Source organism: Providencia sp. PROV269 (assembly GCF_028477785.1).
In the GTDB taxonomy this organism is placed as follows: domain Bacteria; phylum Pseudomonadota; class Gammaproteobacteria; order Enterobacterales; family Enterobacteriaceae; genus Providencia; species Providencia rettgeri.
The window spans coordinates 150039-169342 of record NZ_JAMPLV010000005.1; the positions used below are offsets into that span (position 1 = coordinate 150039).

Annotated in this window: 18 protein-coding genes; 1 reads left to right on the forward strand and 17 read right to left on the reverse strand. The window is 38.4% G+C overall.

Translation table 11 applies throughout. The features are described from left to right. The first annotated feature begins 24 nt into the window (after window positions 1–24). Window positions 25–1488: a hypothetical protein gene (locus tag PR683_RS08685; protein WP_109912687.1), complete on the forward strand. Its 1464-nt coding sequence runs from the start codon at window positions 25–27 to the stop codon at window positions 1486–1488. Between the two features lie 380 nt (window positions 1489–1868). Here the strand turns inward: PR683_RS08685 and PR683_RS08690 are convergent, their stop codons facing one another. From PR683_RS08690 to PR683_RS08770, 17 genes are all read right to left on the reverse strand, one after another. After that, window positions 1869–2627 carry an iron ABC transporter ATP-binding protein gene (locus tag PR683_RS08690; RefSeq protein WP_102138091.1) on the reverse strand — a complete coding sequence of 253 codons (759 nt, stop codon included), beginning with the start codon at window positions 2625–2627 and terminating at the stop codon, window positions 1869–1871. 1 nt (window position 2628) lies between these two features. Further along, window positions 2629–3612: an iron chelate uptake ABC transporter family permease subunit gene (locus tag PR683_RS08695; RefSeq protein WP_109912688.1), complete on the reverse strand. Its 984-nt coding sequence runs from the start codon at window positions 3610–3612 to the stop codon at window positions 2629–2631. Beyond that, complete coding sequence (locus PR683_RS08700; RefSeq protein WP_004907840.1) at window positions 3599–4561, reverse strand: ABC transporter permease; 963 nt, start codon at window positions 4559–4561, stop codon at window positions 3599–3601. The genes PR683_RS08695 and PR683_RS08700 overlap by 14 nt, the downstream gene beginning before the upstream one ends. Before the next feature lie 3 nt (window positions 4562–4564). After that, window positions 4565–5533, reverse strand: a complete 969-nt coding sequence (locus PR683_RS08705) for a siderophore ABC transporter substrate-binding protein (protein ID WP_004907838.1) — start codon at window positions 5531–5533, stop codon at window positions 4565–4567. 368 nt (window positions 5534–5901) lie between these two features. Further along, entirely contained in the window at window positions 5902–6171 is a 270-nt protein-coding gene (locus PR683_RS08710) for a helix-turn-helix domain-containing protein (RefSeq protein ID WP_004907837.1), read from the reverse strand. A gap of 14 nt (window positions 6172–6185) precedes the next feature. Continuing rightward, window positions 6186–7028, reverse strand: a complete 843-nt coding sequence (locus PR683_RS08715; RefSeq protein ID WP_004907835.1) for an MrpH family fimbial adhesin — start codon at window positions 7026–7028, stop codon at window positions 6186–6188. Window positions 7029–7045: 17 nt separating this feature from the next. After that, window positions 7046–7576: a fimbrial protein gene (locus PR683_RS08720; RefSeq protein ID WP_004907834.1), complete on the reverse strand. Its 531-nt coding sequence runs from the start codon at window positions 7574–7576 to the stop codon at window positions 7046–7048. Then, window positions 7576–8061 carry a fimbrial protein gene (locus PR683_RS08725; protein ID WP_227024197.1) on the reverse strand — a complete coding sequence of 162 codons (486 nt, stop codon included), beginning with the start codon at window positions 8059–8061 and terminating at the stop codon, window positions 7576–7578. The genes PR683_RS08720 and PR683_RS08725 overlap by 1 nt, the downstream gene beginning before the upstream one ends. A 10-nt stretch (window positions 8062–8071) precedes the next feature. Then, window positions 8072–8626, reverse strand: coding sequence for a fimbrial protein (locus PR683_RS08730; protein WP_004907830.1), 555 nt, complete (start codon window positions 8624–8626; stop codon window positions 8072–8074). Continuing rightward, a complete protein-coding gene (locus PR683_RS08735; protein WP_004907828.1) occupies window positions 8619–9200 on the reverse strand; it encodes a fimbrial protein in 582 nt (193 codons plus the stop codon). The genes PR683_RS08730 and PR683_RS08735 overlap by 8 nt, the downstream gene beginning before the upstream one ends. Window positions 9201–9213: 13 nt before the next feature. Next, window positions 9214–9966, reverse strand: coding sequence for a fimbria/pilus periplasmic chaperone (locus PR683_RS08740; protein WP_109912689.1), 753 nt, complete (start codon window positions 9964–9966; stop codon window positions 9214–9216). A gap of 35 nt (window positions 9967–10001) precedes the next feature. Then, the gene (locus tag PR683_RS08745) at window positions 10002–12692 is read right to left on the reverse strand and encodes an outer membrane usher protein (RefSeq protein ID WP_272581746.1); all 2691 of its coding nucleotides are present in this window, start codon (window positions 12690–12692) and stop codon (window positions 10002–10004) included. Between the two features lie 20 nt (window positions 12693–12712). Next, complete coding sequence (locus tag PR683_RS08750) at window positions 12713–13264, reverse strand: fimbrial protein (RefSeq protein WP_109912690.1); 552 nt, start codon at window positions 13262–13264, stop codon at window positions 12713–12715. Between the two features lie 79 nt (window positions 13265–13343). After that, window positions 13344–13874 carry a fimbrial protein gene (locus PR683_RS08755; protein ID WP_272581747.1) on the reverse strand — a complete coding sequence of 177 codons (531 nt, stop codon included), beginning with the start codon at window positions 13872–13874 and terminating at the stop codon, window positions 13344–13346. A gap of 1485 nt (window positions 13875–15359) precedes the next feature. Continuing rightward, window positions 15360–16517, reverse strand: a complete 1158-nt coding sequence (locus PR683_RS08760; RefSeq protein WP_272581748.1) for a sugar diacid recognition domain-containing protein — start codon at window positions 16515–16517, stop codon at window positions 15360–15362. A gap of 175 nt (window positions 16518–16692) precedes the next feature. Further along, complete coding sequence (locus PR683_RS08765) at window positions 16693–17838, reverse strand: glycerate kinase (RefSeq protein WP_004907817.1); 1146 nt, start codon at window positions 17836–17838, stop codon at window positions 16693–16695. A gap of 80 nt (window positions 17839–17918) precedes the next feature. Continuing rightward, window positions 17919–19241, reverse strand: coding sequence for an MFS transporter (locus PR683_RS08770; RefSeq protein WP_004907815.1), 1323 nt, complete (start codon window positions 19239–19241; stop codon window positions 17919–17921). Window positions 19242–19304: the final 63 nt, after the last annotated feature.

Sequence of the window (19304 nt, forward strand, 5' to 3'; positions counted from 1 at the left end):
CAAAAGAACAGTGTGAAGGAAAATATGATTAAAGAATCTCTCAAGATCCATGGAAAAAAACAGTTTGAAATCAAACAAAAAGTGTTGTTTCCACGTAAGTCTAAAGAGATCCGTTACCAAGTAGAGACCTTTTTCTTTTTGCCTTCATCATTACAGATTAACCCAGACCTCTACACAGCATCAAACCTCCAGCGCAGCCTCAAAAACTATATTCGGCTGCGCCCACCGACCGTAAAATTATCATCACTGACTGATGAAAACGGGGCATTAGATGAACTAAAACAGTGGTTACAACAATGTACGCCACAAAACTTACCTTCATTAGACGAGTATGAAAATAGGCTAAAGCGCTATGCTTTAACCTTCAAAAGAACCGTTCGTTTGAATGTTAAAATGGTAAGCCAAAATCCCCAACGGCAAACGCCTGAATACTTAGCTGAGTTCATGGCAAACATCGCAAAATGTCTCTGTACTTATCGGGAATTAGCAACACAGTCAACCAAAATTGAAGAAGCAATCCATTCCAATGCATTTTCTTATTGTGACGAATTCATGACGTATTACACCATGAATTATTTACGTGATTTATTAGCCGATAAGCAAATGCCATTGCGCGAAGAAATACGTCATTTCTGGTATCAAGAAATGCGTTACCTAAAGAAACAATACCCTGATTGTTTTCCTAGTGATGAGACGGATGCTGAATTAGTCACATATCGCCGTAATTTATTGAAAAAATATATCAATCGCTATCTCTATTTAGAAATTCGCCACAAGCGGGGACTTCCCCTGTTATTGCACTCTATTTATGGTATTGCTGCTGCAATTTCAATGCTTTTCGCAACTGTTATCGCCTTTTTCTGGCAAGGAAAATATGGGGCTTTAAGTGCCAACTTATTTTTGGCTATGGTCATCGGCTATATCTTCAAAGATAGGCTGAAAGAAGTAGGTCGAGAGCAGCTGTATCGCTTATTTCAAAAATGGATCCCTGACCGGCAATTACGTATTTACCGCGAAGGAGTGAAAGCACCAGTCGGTATTTGTAAAGAGTCTTTTCGTTTTATTAATGAAAATATGCTTTCCCCAGATATCCGTGAAATGCGGCAAAAATCGCATTGGGTCAATTTAGTTAACGTCCAGCGAATGGAAGATATTCTGTATTACCGCAAAGATGTATTGCTACATAACCGCCAATCCGTGTTTGAAAAAAACCAATCATCAATCGCAGATATTACGCGTTTTAATATTTCGGATTTCCTAAAATATATTGATATTAGCTATGAAGAACTCACTGTGAATGATGATGAGCCTGCGATTATTGGTGAAAAGGTGTATCACATTTACCTTTGCCGTCGCGTCACAATTAACAAAAAAACTTATAATGAGCTAGCTCGTTTAGTGGTGAATGCCGATGGAATTAAACGCTTAGAAGTGTTGCAGTCACTAGATTTACTGACAACCGATGAAGATATTGAAATTTCACCATAAATATTTTGTTTTTTATTTTCTTCTCAAGAAAAATATTCTAATTCACGATAATTTTCTAAATCATTCGAACTGTAGCAAGGCGGCAAGAGAAGATATCTCGGGGAGCATACAAAGGTATGTGACCCGAGTAGCTGAACGTAGCCAACACCGCTACAGCTCGAAGGATGACGAAAATTTAATTTTCTAAACCATTCGAACGGCAGCAAGGCGGCAAGAAAAGATACCTCGGGGAGCATACAAAGGTATGTGACCCGAGTAGCTGAACGTAGCCAACACCGCTACAGCTCGAAGGATGACGAAAATTGGGAACATACAAAAGTATGTGACCCGGAGTAGCTAAACGTAGCCAACACAACTACAGTGCGAAAGATGACGCAAATTTAGTAGTAGAGAGCAATATACTGATCATCCACCCGCTTAATATCCACTGGCGTATCAAAAATATCCTCAATAATTTCAGATTTCATGATCTCTTCTGGTTTGCCATGATAAGACAGACGCCCGTTTCTCAGTGCAACAATGTAATCTGAATAAACAGAAGCGAAGTTTATATCGTGGATCACTAGGATAATGGTTTTCCCTAGTTCATCAGCCGCTTTACGTAATAACTTCATCATAATCACCGCATGCTTCATATCGAGATTATTGAGTGGTTCATCCAGTAAAACATATTCTGTATCTTGGCATAAAACCATTGCAACATAAGCTCGTTGGCGCTGGCCACCCGATAACTCATCTAAATAGCGGTGGCGCAAATCTGACAAATTGAGAAAAGAGAGTGATTCATCAATTTTCTTTTTATCATCAATAGTTAAACGGCCTTTCGTGTACGGATAACGCCCAAAACCAACCAGCTCCTCGACGGTTAATCGACTCGCAAATTGGTTCTCTTGGCGCAAAACCGATAAGCATTTTGCTAATTTATCACTGGGTGTTGTTGAAACATCAAGCTCATTCACTTTGACATAACCGCCATCATCGGGCTGTAACAAACGCCCAATAATCGACAGCAGTGTTGATTTACCTGCACCATTAGGCCCGATGATTGAGGTAATACCGCTATTTTTAATTGTTGTTGTCACGTTATCTAAGACTTTAGTATCCTGATAACTTTTCGATATCTGACTAATTTCAATCATACTAAAACCTTCTTAACACCATATAAATAAAGAAAATTCCGCCGACAAATTCGATAACGACTGATAATGTTCCCGCCATATTTAAACCGTACTCAAGAATCAACTGGCCACCAATCAGCGCAATGACACCAAGTAGAAAGGAAACGGGGAGCAAATAGCGGTGTTGGCTACTGCCAGCCACTAAATAAGCTAAGTTCGCGACCATCAAGCCTAAGAATGTTAAAGGGCCAACCAGTGCTGTAGAAACAGCAACCAAGATTGAAATAAGTAACAAAATAACCGTGACTTGCTGGCGATAATTAATCCCTAAGTTCACCGCATTGGCTTGCCCTAACGCGATAACATCAAAACAATAGCGCATGCGCCACAACAAAACCCCTACCACCGCTGTAATCAGCAGTGTGAATACAATCAGCTCAGGCGTCCCCTTCGTAAAGGTGGCAAACATCCGGCTTTGTAAAATGGAAAATTCATTGGGGTCCATTAAACGCTGTAGTAATGTCGCTACACTGCGAAATAATGTGCCAAGAATGATACCTACCATCAATACTAGGTTGATATTCATTTTAACTGACACAAATAACCAGCGATAAAGCAGAACAGAGAACAACACAAGTAATGTGGACTCTAATAAAAATTTACCAATATTCAATAACCAAGAGGATGGAAAGCTATCGGTATAGAAGACAAAAATGGTTTGTAATAATATAAATAATGCTTCTAACCCCATGATAGATGGGGTCAGTATCTTATTATTAGCAATGGTTTGAAAGAGAACTGTTGAAACCCCAGCAGCGAAAGCCACCACGATCATCGTGAGAACAATATAGCCTCGATGCGGCAAAATATAGGCAAGGTTACTGCCCAAATTGACCGTCATATAAAGAATAATGGATAACAATGACAAAGCCAGTAGTATCCATATTCTTTGCAACGGCGTTACCCTTTTCTTCGGTAACGCTATTGATGTATTAACTTTTTGCATAACGTTGTTGCTTCAACAATAAATATAAAAAAATCACCGCGCCAACAACACCTAAAATCACACTTGCAGGGATTTCAAATGGATAGCGAATTAAACGCCCAATAATGTCACACAGTAAAACTAAACCACCACCAGCAATACAAATCCAAGGGATGGTTTTACGTATGTTATCCCCCATCACTAAGCTCACGAGATTTGGAATAATTAAGCCTAGGAAAGGTAACGCGCCGACCACCACGACCACTACGCCGCTAATTAAAGCGATAATCGATAAACCGATGGTCATTACTTTGCGATAATTTAGGCCAACATTAATTGAAAATTCACGCCCCATACCGGCAACCGTAAAGCTATCGGCAATCCAGCAAGCAATTAACGTTAATATTCCTACTAACCACAATAGTTCATATCGGCCTTGAATGATGCTAGAAAAGTCACCGCTCATCCATGCACCAAGTGATTGTAATAAGTCGAAATAATAAGCAGTAAAAATGGTCAATGCGCTAATCACTGCTCCCAACATAATCCCTACCAATGGGACTATCAGGGCGGATTTTAAAATGACACGACGCAATAGCACCATAAACAACATGGTGCCAAGAAGCGCAAAACCGCTAGCGACCACCATCTTAGTCATAATACTTGCTGCAGGGAAAAGCACCATAACGACCAATAAACCTAAACTGGCTGACTGGGTTGTCCCTGCAAGAGAAGGTTCAACAAAGCGGTTTTGTGTTAATAATTGCATGATTAGCCCAGCAACGCTCATGGCGCTACCTGCTAAAATCAAAGAGACGGTTCGGGGAATTCGGCTAATAAAAAAGATGTCTTGCATCTCTGGGTCGGTGAAAAGCGAAACGGGTGACACGTCACCCGCTCCAATAAACAAGCTTAATACCGCTAAAACCAATAACGCGATAATTCCACAAAAAAGATAAAGCGTTTTCATCGGTTATTTTGCTTGGCTCTTCTCTAATGCTGTATTGATATCGTCCATTAACTTAGAGTAAGTTTGAATACCACCTGCAATATATACGGCAGTTGGGTCAAGGTATGTAATTTGGCCTTTTTCCCACGCTGCGGTTTTTCTCACTAATGCGTTATCTAATACTTCTGCTGCTGGCTGTGCATCTGTTTTACCAATCGCGCTATCACGGTCGATAACAAATAACCAATCTGGGTTTAATTTCACCAGTAACTCTGCATTAACGATGTTACCGTGGCGACCCGTGTTTTCTTCAAATACATAAGCAGGTTCAAAACCTAATACATCAAAGATAAAGCCGAAACGAGAACCCGGACCGTATGCGGAAATTTTACCACCACTGACTAAGATCACCATCGCTTTACCCGCGGTAGGTGCTTTAGTTTTGATACCTTCAATTTTAGTATTGAAGTCAGCAATCAATTTTTTGGCTTGTTCTTCTTTACCAAACAATGCACCAAGTTCATTAGTACGCTCAGTTAAGCTACCAATAAAGTTTTTGTTATCAATGTCTAATGAGATAGTTGGAGCAACGCCACTGAGTTTGTCATAAGCATCACGGGCACGGCTTCCACCTAAAATCAGGTCAGGTTTAGCATTACTTAATGTTTCATAAGCGGGTTCAAATAATGTTCCGCCATTGACGTATTCAGAACCACTATATTTCGTTAAGAATTCAGGGAAGCGAACGTTGGTTTGTGGAACACCCGCAACTGGGGCGCCAAGTGCATCCATGATGTCCAATGTTTCCATGTTCATCACAATGACTTTTTGAGGATGACGAGGAATTTCAGTTTTGCCTTGGGCATGTTCTATCGTGATAGTTTGTTTTTCTGCAACTTGTGTTGTTTCTGTCGTGTCTTTCGCGTTATCACAACCGGCTAATACTAACGCAGATAACAAAGCAATACCCGAAACTAATGATTTTGCAAACATCTAATTTCCTCCGTCCATCGATAAAAGTACTGATGATTAAATTTTGTGATTCACAATTTGGCGTATATTACACGCAAACAAGCGCAAATGATATTAGTTTGCATTTGCATTCACTAAAAAGTTGTCTTAACGCACAAAAACATCAATTCAATGAATTGACCACGTAGGTTTTAATGTTTAAACAAAGAGGATAGATATAGAAAATCAGGAAAATAGAGTAAAACGTGATTTGACTGCACTTCATTGGGTAAAATAAATAGGTTGAGCCTGCGACTGTATTTGTTTGCTTAACTATTTTTATGACAGCAGACGATATAAATCCGTAATCTCAACCTATATACCATTAATTCCCATTTAAATGCGCATGATTACATGTCATCTAATTGCCCATTTTCATTGAGCTGAGAACTAATATCTTCAAGAAACCAATCAATTGGCGTTTTCATCAAAAATGCAAGTTTAAATAAATGAAACAAATCAATCTTGATTTTACCTCTTTCATAGCGTGAGATTTGCTGTTGACTAACACCTAACAATTGAGCTAACTGAAACCCTGTATATCCCAGTTCTCTACGTTTTTCTAAGATCCTCTGACCTACCATATAATGGATTTTTTCGCTGCCATTTTCTGAATACATATTATCACCATTTATTAAGGCACAGTTAAAATAAGGGCTGCGGCACCTTCAAACTGACCAGCTTGAACTCGGCCATTGGTACCTAATACGGCTTTTAGGGATACCGAGTTTGTTCCACCTGCAGGCACATGGATTTTGTAACCATTTTCCCCTGGAGTATCATTCCCACCTAAATACAAATTCGCATATAAGCTATTATCTGCTCGTAAATTTACACGTCCATTTGTCACGTTCACACCAGTGGCAATCACCAAAACATCCATCGCTAAGTTACATGTCACACTAACGTTCACTTGTTTTGATTGGCCAGCGAGATCAGCTTCGCTAATTGGGCCAAAGTTAATATCCGGGATGTTATTGTTGATCTTACAAGCTCCTATTGGTGGCGGAGCTATACCACATTGAGAACCAGGAAGTAGACCTCCTCTGCTTGTAACACCAGTGCGATCTTGGTAAAACAGCCCCACACACTCTTGATTATTCTGTAACCTAACTCCGGTATGAACAGCCCACTGTGTTGCTGGAGCTGTCGCTCTTGCCAAAACCCCGGGGATATTCTGAACATCTATCATATATCGATACTTAGAAATTTCGGCCAAATTGACTGTTGCAGCCCCCGGTGTTCCATCAGCGGTATGCTTATGACTTATGGTGAGATAGCATGTCGACCACCCATAACAAGGATTAGGCGTACTCGGCGATTCAGGATCCCAACGAGCAATCACATATTTATAATCTGCATCTCCGTTATTTGGATTATTACCGGGTCTTGATTCAGTGATATAGGAAAAAATATAAGCTGATGCAGAAGGCGAAAACATGACTGCACCAATTAATAGCGATAAAAATACTTTCATATTAGTTCACAGCCTTATTATTCATAATCTAATTTAAATGTTGCTACAGCACTGTAAGGCCCTACTTTTATTGTCTTATCAGCAATAGCATCCGGTTCACCTTTTAAATAGGCATAGAACCGCAATTGGTTAGCGCCATCTTGTAGCGTTAGCTTCGAGCCTTTCTGTTCAATAGCCAGTGGTGTTTTATCTGAATTTTGCAGCCCCACCGCGAAACCCGATGCAACACTACTTGTTGATAATGCTAAAAAACCAGGAAGTGCAAGATTAGGTGTCCCTGAAAAAGTCACTTCCACAAATTTGCCTATTGTCGTGTCACAGTCAGACAACTTAATCACAAACTCTTTAGGCGGAGTTTCACCATAGGCATAAAAGTTTTTCTCCGGTGTATCAAAAAAATCCATCGGAATGTTTTCATCACCCGGTAAAATAGTGCAAGGCTCCTCCACTAAATTACCGATAACTCTTAAATTATCAGGCACAGCAAAAGCAGCATTAAAGTTAATAAGTAAGGCGCCTGCTACTGCACATTGGATTACTTTGTTCATTATTGGTACTCCGCTAGCAATGTGCCTGTTGCAGTAAAGCCCCCTTCAGGCAACGTCACTCCCAATCGCTTGACAGGAACAACCTCTAAAACAGGCGGTTGCCCATAAGTAATTTTCAATGGTTTATTGATTTCAAAACCTAAACCATTTTGGGTAATACGCATGCCAAGATCTCGAATATTGGTTTCCAGTGCCGACTTATCAAAATCTGTTGCTGTCCCTTTGATAGTTAGCATTAAGTCCCAACCTTTTAAATTGTCTTCACACTTCAAAGCGTAATTAATAGGTTTCGTAAATCTGATACCATCAATCTTATGTAAACCAATATCTTTGTATTCAATAACGTGGACTTTATCTTCAAAAACAGTGCAAGGCGGTGGAATTAGCAAGGTTCCAGTAAACTCCACATCATTTGCCATCACGGCACTGCTAGGTATAACTAACAAACTCATTATCAGAGGAAGTCTTTTCATTATTCTTTGCATTATTTTTCCCTCACTGATAATCAAGTTTGATAGTGACGCCTGCATGAAAAACCCCACCCTTTGTCAGAGTTGTGGATAAATCACGAACAGGTATGGCTTCAAATTGAGGCGCATTTGGGTACACAAACTTGACCTCTTGGTTCAATCGAAGCTTGCTTCCGTTATAACGAAAAGCAATCCCTAAACCCGGAAGATCTGTTTCAATTGCCCCACTATCAAAAGATGCAGGAATACCAATCAACGTCATTTTCATTTGTGATGTTGGCCTTTTTTCACAATTAATATTGTAATTTATGGGCTTCGAATAGGCGTTACCGTCAATTCGGGTACTCATGATCTCATCAAAATTAACTTTGATTATATTTCCACCATTAATTTTGCAAGGCGGTGGAGCCAAAACAACCCCTTTAATCGGTACAGTTATCATACCGGGTGTAACTGTTGCCCGTGTATTTCCCGATGGGCTAATACGTGAATCAGGTAATCCTGCATAAGAAACCGATGTAAAAAATAGTCCAGCGAGACAAGATGCCAGCAGGTACCGCTGCTTGTTTAAATCACTCATAATCCACCTTAAAGTCCATTACGGCGCTGAAACTTCCTTCAGTCAATTTTTCAGGGGTTCTCACTGGCGTTACAAAGTATTGAAGAGTACCCTGCGGTGCATCGAGAAATTGAGGACGACCTCGGCTTCCTAGCCTGATGTCTTCTCGTTGTGCATCTGTCACTTCTAACGCCAAGCCAGAGACGCCTTTTACACTTAACATTTCTGGAAAATGTTGATCCGATACGGCAACAAAAGAGACAGTTATCACCGGTTGCATTGCATCCCAAAGCGATCTTCCCGTTCTTGTGTCTTTCATTCGGCTTTCCGTGCGAATGCAATGTCTAAATTCTAATTCGAATGAAACTGGCTCAGCTCTATCACCAGGTTTACGCAGTGAATAAGAAGGAATCTCCCCTAGAGACACTTCTTGGCGCATTGAATTAGTCACATCCATCGTACAAGGTGCTTCGGTCATCATGCCATTGACTGTCAATGTTCCATGTAATCCATCAATATCCCAACTGTCTGCTCCAAAGGTGAACACTGGAACTAAACCGAATAAGATAGTGCTGAACAGGAGAGTCCTTTTCATACGTTATTCCCCGTTATCTATCCGTCGAAGATTCAACTTTGCAAGTTGTACCAGCGCAACCAAACGTCAGTTTAGGCCTTCCACCATAATCGTTGATATAAGTTAGAACGGGTTTTGCCCCCATCGCACTTGCACTACCTTTAAGCATTCCATTACTTTTTGGTGAGATCATGACAGGCTCAAACTGTTTCACCGTGTCTCCGCCCACTTTTGTACTTGCGTCTACAATGGTGACGAAATAAGGGGTTGGATTCGTGACTTCGTAGGCATCACCTTTACGTGTTAGCGTAATTTTCTCTTGCCATGGATTCTCTAAATCCGTGCGTGTGGCATATAACGCTTTTGGTCGATAAAACAATTTAATTCGCGTCTGTAATGCAATTTGTAATACGTTCGCTTCTTTACTACGTGGTGGAATTTCACGTAAATTAAAGTAATAAACACTCTCTCTGTCCTGAGGCAATGTCGCGATATCAGGAAGAGCTTGAATTTTAACTTGGCTACCTTCACCCGCTTCTACACGTTGAACCGGGGGTAAAACTGTGAGTGGGCTTTCAATTTTGTTACCATTTGCATCTTCAATCCACCCCTGTGCAAGGTATGGTAACTCTGTGTTTTCATTCTTAATATTCAAGCTAATGGTCTTTTCAGCCCCATTATAAATGACGCGTGTTCTATCGAGGGCAATCGCGGCCAAAGCCTGCCCACATAGCACCGCGGATAACGTGATTGTTGTAGTAAAAAATGCAATTTTCTTAATGTTCATATGTACCAACTAGTTATAAAATCAAGCAATTTGGGTTACTCGGTATAATCTACGCTGTAAGCAATATCCGGTGGTTTCAATAACCAACGCTGACTGGGTGCTACGCCCTGTTTAATCGGTGCAGGCTTGTAAACTGGTGCTGGCTGCCCAACAGGAACGGCTTTTGCTGGCATATACCCAGGTTCAACACTGGGGCTGCTTGTACACGGTAATAACAGTGAGTTAAATTCAGCCGTTGTAATATTTTCTGGAACCTGAATTTTGCACTGCGTGCTTCCATCCCAATGCACATCTAAAACTTCATTTGGATTGACACCAGAGATATACACAGAGCCATTATCAGTCACGATACCGAGCTCTCTATTTTTTTCATTTCTCACTGTGGCGCCAAATGGCGGATAACTTCCATCGGCCAATGCCAATCTCACCATAGTTTTAATACCCGATAACACTTCAAACTCACGATAAGCAACCGCCCCTTCGGTCAGCGTAATTGGCTGAGATGTCCGAATAGCTTCCACATTGTCAGGCAATTGAGTCACATCAATATGTGTATTAGTACGGTAATAATCACTGATATCAGCAACTACCGCTTTACCAAAAATATTGGTTTCCGTGGTCGGCCCGAAACCTTGAATAGGCACATTTTTCACACCTTCAGTACCCACCATCACACGGCTACCACCTGGGGTATTAATACGGTGCAGTGCGGCACCATGCCCTGTGACTGTTGCACCACCTTGTAGAGAAAAGGCGGCTGAAGAAGTATCACCATTGATATAGCTGGTACTTGCAGTTACTGTTGCTAAATCTGCGTAACGCGTATAGAAGCCATCAATAGTTCCACGACCTCGGCTACTCACCCCAGTACCAACACGATAGTTGGTCTTATCATCAACGGAGTCGAAATAGCTGACAGTGTGTGAGTTACCATCTCTCGTTATCATATTGTTGTAGCTAATTGATGCTCTATCTGCCCATGGCAAAGAGAGGTTCATGTATAGCCCATCGTCATTATTTCTATTATCAAATTTGTTGCGGAATGCCGTTAAACTTAAATTGATATTTTTAAAACGACCGATATTGAAATATTTCGCAATAGAAACGTTATAGCGTTTTGCCGCTGGCTTATTCCAATAGGTTTCGTGGTTATAGTTCAGATACGCGGTTAGGTCTGCATTCGTGAAATACTTATTAAATGTAATCGTATATAGCTCTTTACTATTATCGAACTCCACACCTCTATAACGACGATCGAGGTATTGGTTCATACTCATAAAGTCACGTTCAGAGAATCGGTATCCAGCAAAGGTTACTTGGCTATCATATTCTTCAAAACGTTTTGAATAACTTAAGCGATACGATGCACCCGTATAGATTTTGTTATCTGTTTTCAGTTTTGCGCGTGACTCGGTGATATCGAATGAAATTGCACCGAAGGCAAGTAAATCTCGACCAACACCCAGTGATAACGCGTTATAATCACCCGCTGCTATACCACCACCAAATAATGACCAACCGTTAGAAACTCCCCAACTAAACTCCCCCGTAACAAACCCTTGCCCTTCGGTTTCATGTTCCATATTATTCGGTCGACCACCCGCTATCTTAAATAGCACTGAGCCTGGACGTGTTAAATAAGGAATAGAGGCGGTATTCATTTGAAACTCTTGTACAGAGCCATCTTGCTCTTCTACTCGTACATCTAACTTACCGCTAACCGCATCACTTAAATCTTGAATACGGAAAGGTCCCGGAGCGACTTGCGTTTCATAAATAACGCGCCCTTGCTGAGTTACAATCACTTTTGCGTTGGTTCTTGCAACACCTGTTACCTCAGGTGCATAACCTCGTAGATTTGGTGGTAGCATTCTCTCATCTGAGATCAGGCTCACCCCCATATAACGGAATGAGTCAAACAAACCTGAGCGTAAAAATTGCTCACCCATCGTTAGCTTTGCATTTAACTCTTTGATTGCTCGATAAGCATAATACTGGCTCCAATCCCATTTACGATCGGTTGACTGCCCATTAGTCCGATTATAACTAGCTTGCCAATCAGCCCTAAAACGCCACGCGCCGAGGTTAAAACCTGTTGTACCATTACCAGTAACCGACTGGGTATTGGCTGAATCCGCAGGCCTTGTCACGTTAGCATTCAAGTTATAGTCAAAAATTAGAGCGGGCACCCCTTCATCCCAACGAGATGGTGGATCCCAGTTATCAGAAGTAAACTCAATATAAGCCTGAGGTACCGTAATTGTGATAGTTTCTTTAGCTAAAGAGCCATTTATTGTCATTCCAGGAATCGTTTCTGGAATTAAACATTGGCCATTGTTAGAAAACTCAACCTTCTGTTTCCATTCATCGCGCAAAGCGATATGGTCGACAACATCTGGCGTTAAACAAGGCTCTGTCATACTTGGATCATTAGGATCCGCGATATATTCAATATCAAAAGTGTCAGCTAAGTCGCGACTATTTAAATTAATTTTAAATGGATACTTCCCTGGCATGACATAGCCTGCTCGAGAGAACTCATTTAAGGAAATATTGCTTTTATCCTGAAGGTCTAAAACATCCGTATTAAACTCAATATTATCATTATTCGCATTAGCTAAATTTATATGAGCAATAGCTATAAACACCATGGTAGCAACAGGCGTAAAAAAATAACTTACTGAGTTATTAAATACTTTATTTTTACTTTTTAATCGCAGAGCCATAATAGTCCCTTAGTAATAACTCAGTAATAATCCATTTTAAAACGGATAGTTGTCTGATAATTTCCTGGTTTTAAGCGTTTATTATTAGGTACTACCTGCACCTTATAGTGCAGAGTTGTCTCCCCTGCTCTGATGGGTAAATCCGGCATTGCCTTACCAGGTATTGCAACATTTCCAGCTGTGTCAGAAATTTTTACTGACAATCCGTTTGCATGCCCGAAAACATCGAAGCTGCGGCCATCTGTCGGGCCATCAAATGTAATATTGAAAGTTTGCCAATTAGGAGTTCCAGGAGTTACCGGTGTTAGAACACAATTGATAAGGCGTATAGAGAAATTACTTGCAGGGCTTTCTCTATCGTTAATTATCTGGCTAACCGGTACAGTTGTTATGTTAACTGATTGATCTCGGCTATCTGCATCAATTGCACAAGGGCTCTCAATAATTGAACCACCCATAGTGACAGTTCCTTTGAACTGACTTTGTGCCCGAGAATTTTGATTTTGCGCACTCGCTATCGGGGCAAATATCATTCCTGAAAGCACCATGACAATGATGCCAAAGTGATTCATAGCGACTCCATTTCAACTTAATAACCAATTTCAACGCATTAAAATTAGTGCCCATACATCCTTGTACGGGCGGTACCAATTACTGGTAGCTCAGAGCAAATGTTGCGATTGTGTCAAATTCACCTGGTACAGCTGGTTTATTTGTTGCATCAGCATCACCTTGCAAATACGCTTGGAAGCGCAGTGTGTTTGCACCAGTGAATAAAGCTTGAGATGGAGATTTAGCACCTAAAGCAATTTTAGTACCGTTGAAATCAGTGATCACGATACCTGCGTTTTTTGCAGTACCAGCGATAGCTAAACCATCAGTTACAGAAGCACTTGGCGTACCAGTAAATGTAGTTTGAACAGTTTTCAGAGTCGTGATATCACACTGCTCTAATTGGATGTTGAAATCGCGAGCAATACTTTTACCGCCACCGTTTAATGCAGATGTTGCGATAGCACCCATTGGTACTTCAAATGCTTGAGAACCTGGTGGAATTGAGCAAGGAGCATCAATGATTGAACCTTTAAAAGTGACTTGGCCGCCACCTTGGTTTGCAGAAGCAGAACCAGCAACCACTGCCAGACCTAAACCTAATACTAAAGCAAGTTTATTTAATTTCATTTTATACATTTCCATTAGATAAAAAGACAATACAAATTAAAATAACAAGTTATTATTAATCTGATTATTTTAATTTTTTTCTTAAAATATATTCGGTTAGTAAACATTAAGGATTGACACTAATAACCATTCCTATTTATCAAACTCCATTAATAAATAAGACAATTAAACAATGCATCAATGCGTTGCCATTATTATATCTCATTTTAATTATGTCAAATCCACCAATTAATTAACAACCTTCACTGTAAGTTAGTGATATATATATAATATCCACAATATACTCTATTTTGAATACACCATTACAGGATAAACAAGTGATGCATACCTAATTAAATTGATTTTTTCTTAATAAAAAACCACAAAATAAACCCATTCAATATTAATAAAGTTTTTTATACTCATAAAACGGGTTCTTATTAGTGAAAAAAAATGGTTCAGAAAATAACGCTAACATTAAAACAAGCCTAAATTATTAAAACGAAATTTTTATCGGTGGATAATTAATCAGAAATATCCCAAAAAAAAGAATTAAATAATTTCATAATATTTCTTAATTCATTAATTGTTACATTTATCTTGAAAATTAAAAAATAAAAATAATGGTAGCAATATCAAATATATAGCCAACAATTAACATACATAAAAATATAGAAATCAGCGAAAAAAGAACAATATCATAAAACATTTTTTTAAATTAAAATAAAAATAGAAACAATTAAGTGAAAATTTAAAAAAAGGCATGATCGAGAAAAACCTTGGCATTACAAAATATTTCAAAAGGTAATTAAAGGTAATTTTTAATTAATTTATAAATACAAAAACCTTATCTTAAGACCTGAAAATTTCAAAAAAAATATTTTCAATAACAATTGAATTATTTCATAATGAAATTAACCCATTTAATTAAGATAAGTTAGATAAAATAATTTATTAGAAAACTCACAATGAGTAAGTATGATATCTTAAATTGTTATCGATAATTACATCACTGACATAATAGTGAAATTAAATATAGAGACCCTACATTTAAGTAAAAACACTAATCAAGTAAAACATAATTCATCTTTATTTTTAACATTATCGACATACTTATTTTCGCATTTGTAGGTAGCTAAAAACTTAATGTACTACTCAAGAACAAAGGAACTAAAATATGATGAAAGTAGATATTATTGAGTCAAATATAAAATAGATTGATCTCAATCAGATTAAGAACAATCTATGCTAGCTTAGTTTGATGTCAATACGTCTTTATTTTCTTGATAGGGTATTCATTGAGATGGTACATGTGAGTAGGCAAGAAGCCATATCATGCTCTAAGCATCGGTGGGTCGGCAGATAGTCTCTAACTAGTCAAAATATAAGATAAGAAGTAGAAATTTTACTGCCACTTCGTGGCGTCAGAGTTTGAGGCGATTGCCAACAAGGCTAACATATTCTTCTCTTACTCCATGAGAGATGATCATCAATAGTGTTATTGGATTAATTTTTCAGCTGTAGAGCAACATACAATAGAACCTTACTTTCAATCGTTAGTAGATCTAATTTTGTTATCTCAGATATTCTTTTTAAACGATAATCTAATGTATTTCTATGAATAAATAATTCTTTAGCTGTTTCACGAGATAATAAATTATTTTTAAACCAGACTGTTAATGTTTTAATCAATACACCATTAGAATCTTCATGTAATAATGTATTCAATGGTTTTAATAGTTCTTCTGAAGACCATTTAAAATTTAACCCGTATAATAATACCGGTAGCATGATATCTTGGTAACAATAAATTTTTAACTGGGGTTTTTTAGCTTTCCCTACTTGCATGGTAATTTTAGCTGTCTCATATGATTTTTTAATTGATTCCTCTGCAGGTTCTAAAAAGAAATTACCTAATGATATTTTCACTTGTAATTTAAATAATTTAAGAATATCCGATTCTAATTTTAAAATTTTCTTTTTTGCAGTGTCAATATCCCAGCGATTGAACTTATTTAATGCAGGAGTTAAGCAGACAATTTCCGTCAAAGATTGAATAGCGACTAAGTTATCAGGATTATTATACTCTATTAATTTTTTAATTTCTTGTAATTCACTAAATGCACTATTTACACCTAATTGTCCGCTATCTACTTCAATAATAATAGCGACTCGTGGAATAGAAAAATTAATATTAAGCTTTTTAGACCATTCAGTTATGTTATCAGGAATGGTTCCATTTTCAATATACGCTAGAATAATTTCTTCTTTAAAACGATCGTTTAAATTCAAATGGTTATAAATCTCTGCCTGCTCTAACATCATTACTGCCGTCATGGAAACCAGCTCCCCAAATTGTTTAATTTGGGTTGGCTCTCCGGTTAATCCTATTACACCAATAATTTTACTATTCAAATAAAGAGGTAAATTAACACCTGGTTTAACCCCATGTAAATGATTCGCAGTGGCGTCATCAATAACAACTGTTCGCTTTTGCTTTATTGCGAGTAATGCACCTTCATGGAATTCACCCAATCTATTACTATCTCCACTTCCTATAATACATCCAGTTTCATCCATAACATTAATATTACAATCAATAATTTTCATGGTTCTATCAACAATTTCTTGCGCTAATTTGGAGGTAAGACAATAATCATACATATTTCAACCTCTTTTACTGGTGCTGTAAAATAGAAATAAACTTTCCAATCATAAATTTTAATAATGTTTATTTTTAATTTAATTAACTCCAGTATTCAATATTCCTTGAAAAAATCAAGAAAAATAAATTTCATTTAAAATACAGCAAACAAAGCTAAATTTTAAAACTATTATTTCAATTTTTATTATCTATTTTAATATTCAGCGTATTCGCAATATTTTTAGTACAATTAAATAAATTACTTTCAGCATTATTTAAAGCTTCTTTTAGTGAACTAATTTTATGTAAAATACTAAACGCTGAATCAATACCATATTGTTGTAAATGACTGAGATCATCACCAAGGCTTCCAACAATGGCAATAACGGGTATTTTATGTTTTCTCGCTAACTGAGCGACGCCAAAAGGCACTTTGCCATTTAAACTTTGGCTATCTAACCGCCCTTCACCTGTAATAACTAAATTTGCTCCTACCATGTGTGATTCAAGGTTCAAGGTTTGTGCAATAATATCGAAGCCAGGCTTGAGTTCCGCTTTGAGAAAAGCAAGTAAGGCTGCTCCCATTCCTCCTGCAGCACCGGCTCCTGCAATATAATGAACTTCAACATGCAAATCTCGCTTAATGATATCTGCAAAATGTTCTAAATTTTTGTCTAACATTTCAACATGTTCATTTGTCGCCCCCTTTTGAGGGCCAAATATCACAGATGCGCCATTTCTCCCTATTAATGGGTTCGAAACATCACAAGCAATACTAAATTGGCACGCTTTTATCCTCGGGTCCATTGTGCTGACATCAATACTCGCTAAATCGGCAAGTGCTTGCCCTCCTAATTTGATTTGTTGCCCATGAGAATCTAATAATTTGGCCCCAAGTGCTTGCAACATTCCTGCTCCGCCATCATTGGTTGCACTTCCACCTATACCAATAATAATCTGCTTTACCCCAGTATCTAGGCAGGCCTTTATCAACTCTCCTGTGCCATATGATGTCGTTAGTAATGGATTTCTTAATTCAATAGGGACTAGCTCTAGCCCACTTGCCGCAGCCATTTCAATAAATGCTTGCTGTTTATTTTGAGATAAACCATAGAATGCCTGAACACTCGTACCTAAAGGACCAATAACATCAAGATGATAGATTTCCCCATTGGTAGCCTCAACCATCGTGACAACTGTACCCTCACCACCATCCGCAATAGGGCACTTAACATAAGTTGCATGCGGAAAAACCTCTTTGAACCCGTTTTCAATAACCGTTGCGACTTTCAATGCAGATAAACTCTCTTTAAATGAGTCAGGTGCAATGACTATTTTCATAAAAATAATCCTTTAGAAATTTTTATTATCAATAAGTTAAAAATTCAGGTGGGTACTCGCCCACCTGATACGACTTTTTATTATTTCGGTTCATCGAGTAAGAGGATCATAATTAAGCCAATCACCGCACAGATACCAAAGTAAGAGAAAACAGCATCAAACTTACCGGTCATATCTAACAATAACCCTGCCATCATAGGTGAAACGAAGCCACCTAAGTTTCCTCCACTATTTACAACAGATATCGCAATTGGATAGTTATTATTATCAGCGACTCCCATTGGATAAGCAGTAAATGCAGGCCAGCCAATATTCAAGAACAAACCAACCGAGAAAAGGGCAAGTGCAACTGCGCTCGTGCTTTCGGGTACATTCAACATCACTAACATCATCGCAATCGTCGCTACTGCGGTAAAAAGCATGGTGGGTTTGCGACGACGACCAAAAACTTTATCAGAGATCCAGCCACCAAAAATCGAGCCGATAAACCCACCAACAAATGGCATTGATGCAACAAAGCCCATTTTCATAAATGAAAAGCCTTTTTCATTTACCAGATAAGAAGGTATCCAGGTTAATATTCCATATAAAATACTGACCATCATGAAATAAGAAATAGTATTACACCAAATATTTTTAGATTTAAATATTTGGGAAGCTGAACTTAATGGAGTGACTGATTTAACACGAATAAATTTATCTAGCGTATTAAATTTAGGACTCAGAACAATATTGCCTTCTATTTTCTTTTCTGCAATTTCTGAATTATCGGCACGAATATAATCTAATTCACTTTGCGAAACAAAACGACTTTCCTCTGGTTTTGTTCTAACAAATAAATACCAAATAATTGCAAGAAAAATACCGGGAATAGCGAACAGAATAAAGACCCAACGCCATCCATAAGTTAATGCAATCCAAACAACTAATGGTGGAACAATAATCGGAGCAAACATCGTTGAAGCAATATAAACGCCAGTGGCGGTTGCTTTTTCTTTTGCTGGAAACCAGTTATTAATTGTCGACGTTAGCCCGACAGGAGTTGGTGCTTCGGCCATACCTAGGCCAAGACGCAACCACTTAATTGCAAAGGCAGATTGGGCTAAGCCAATAAACCAAGTCATGGCAGAAAAACCGAGAATGGATAATGACACCATACCTCTTATCCCACGTTTCGCCATCCAAAAGCCTGCGGGTATTTGACATAAAGCATAACCGAGGAAAAACATACTCGCGAGAGAGCCCGCTTCTAAATTAGTTAATTTAAACTCATCAGTAATAAAAGGTAGAACCGCACCAATATTACTTCTGTCTGCATAATTTACAGCATAGACGATAAAAATCAGGGCTAATACCACCCAACGATAATTCGTCTTTGGCCTAATCGGATTTGAATTTATCATTATTTTCGCTCCAGAGCAGTTTATTATTTAATACACGTTTTATTACCTGCTTTTTTAAGAATG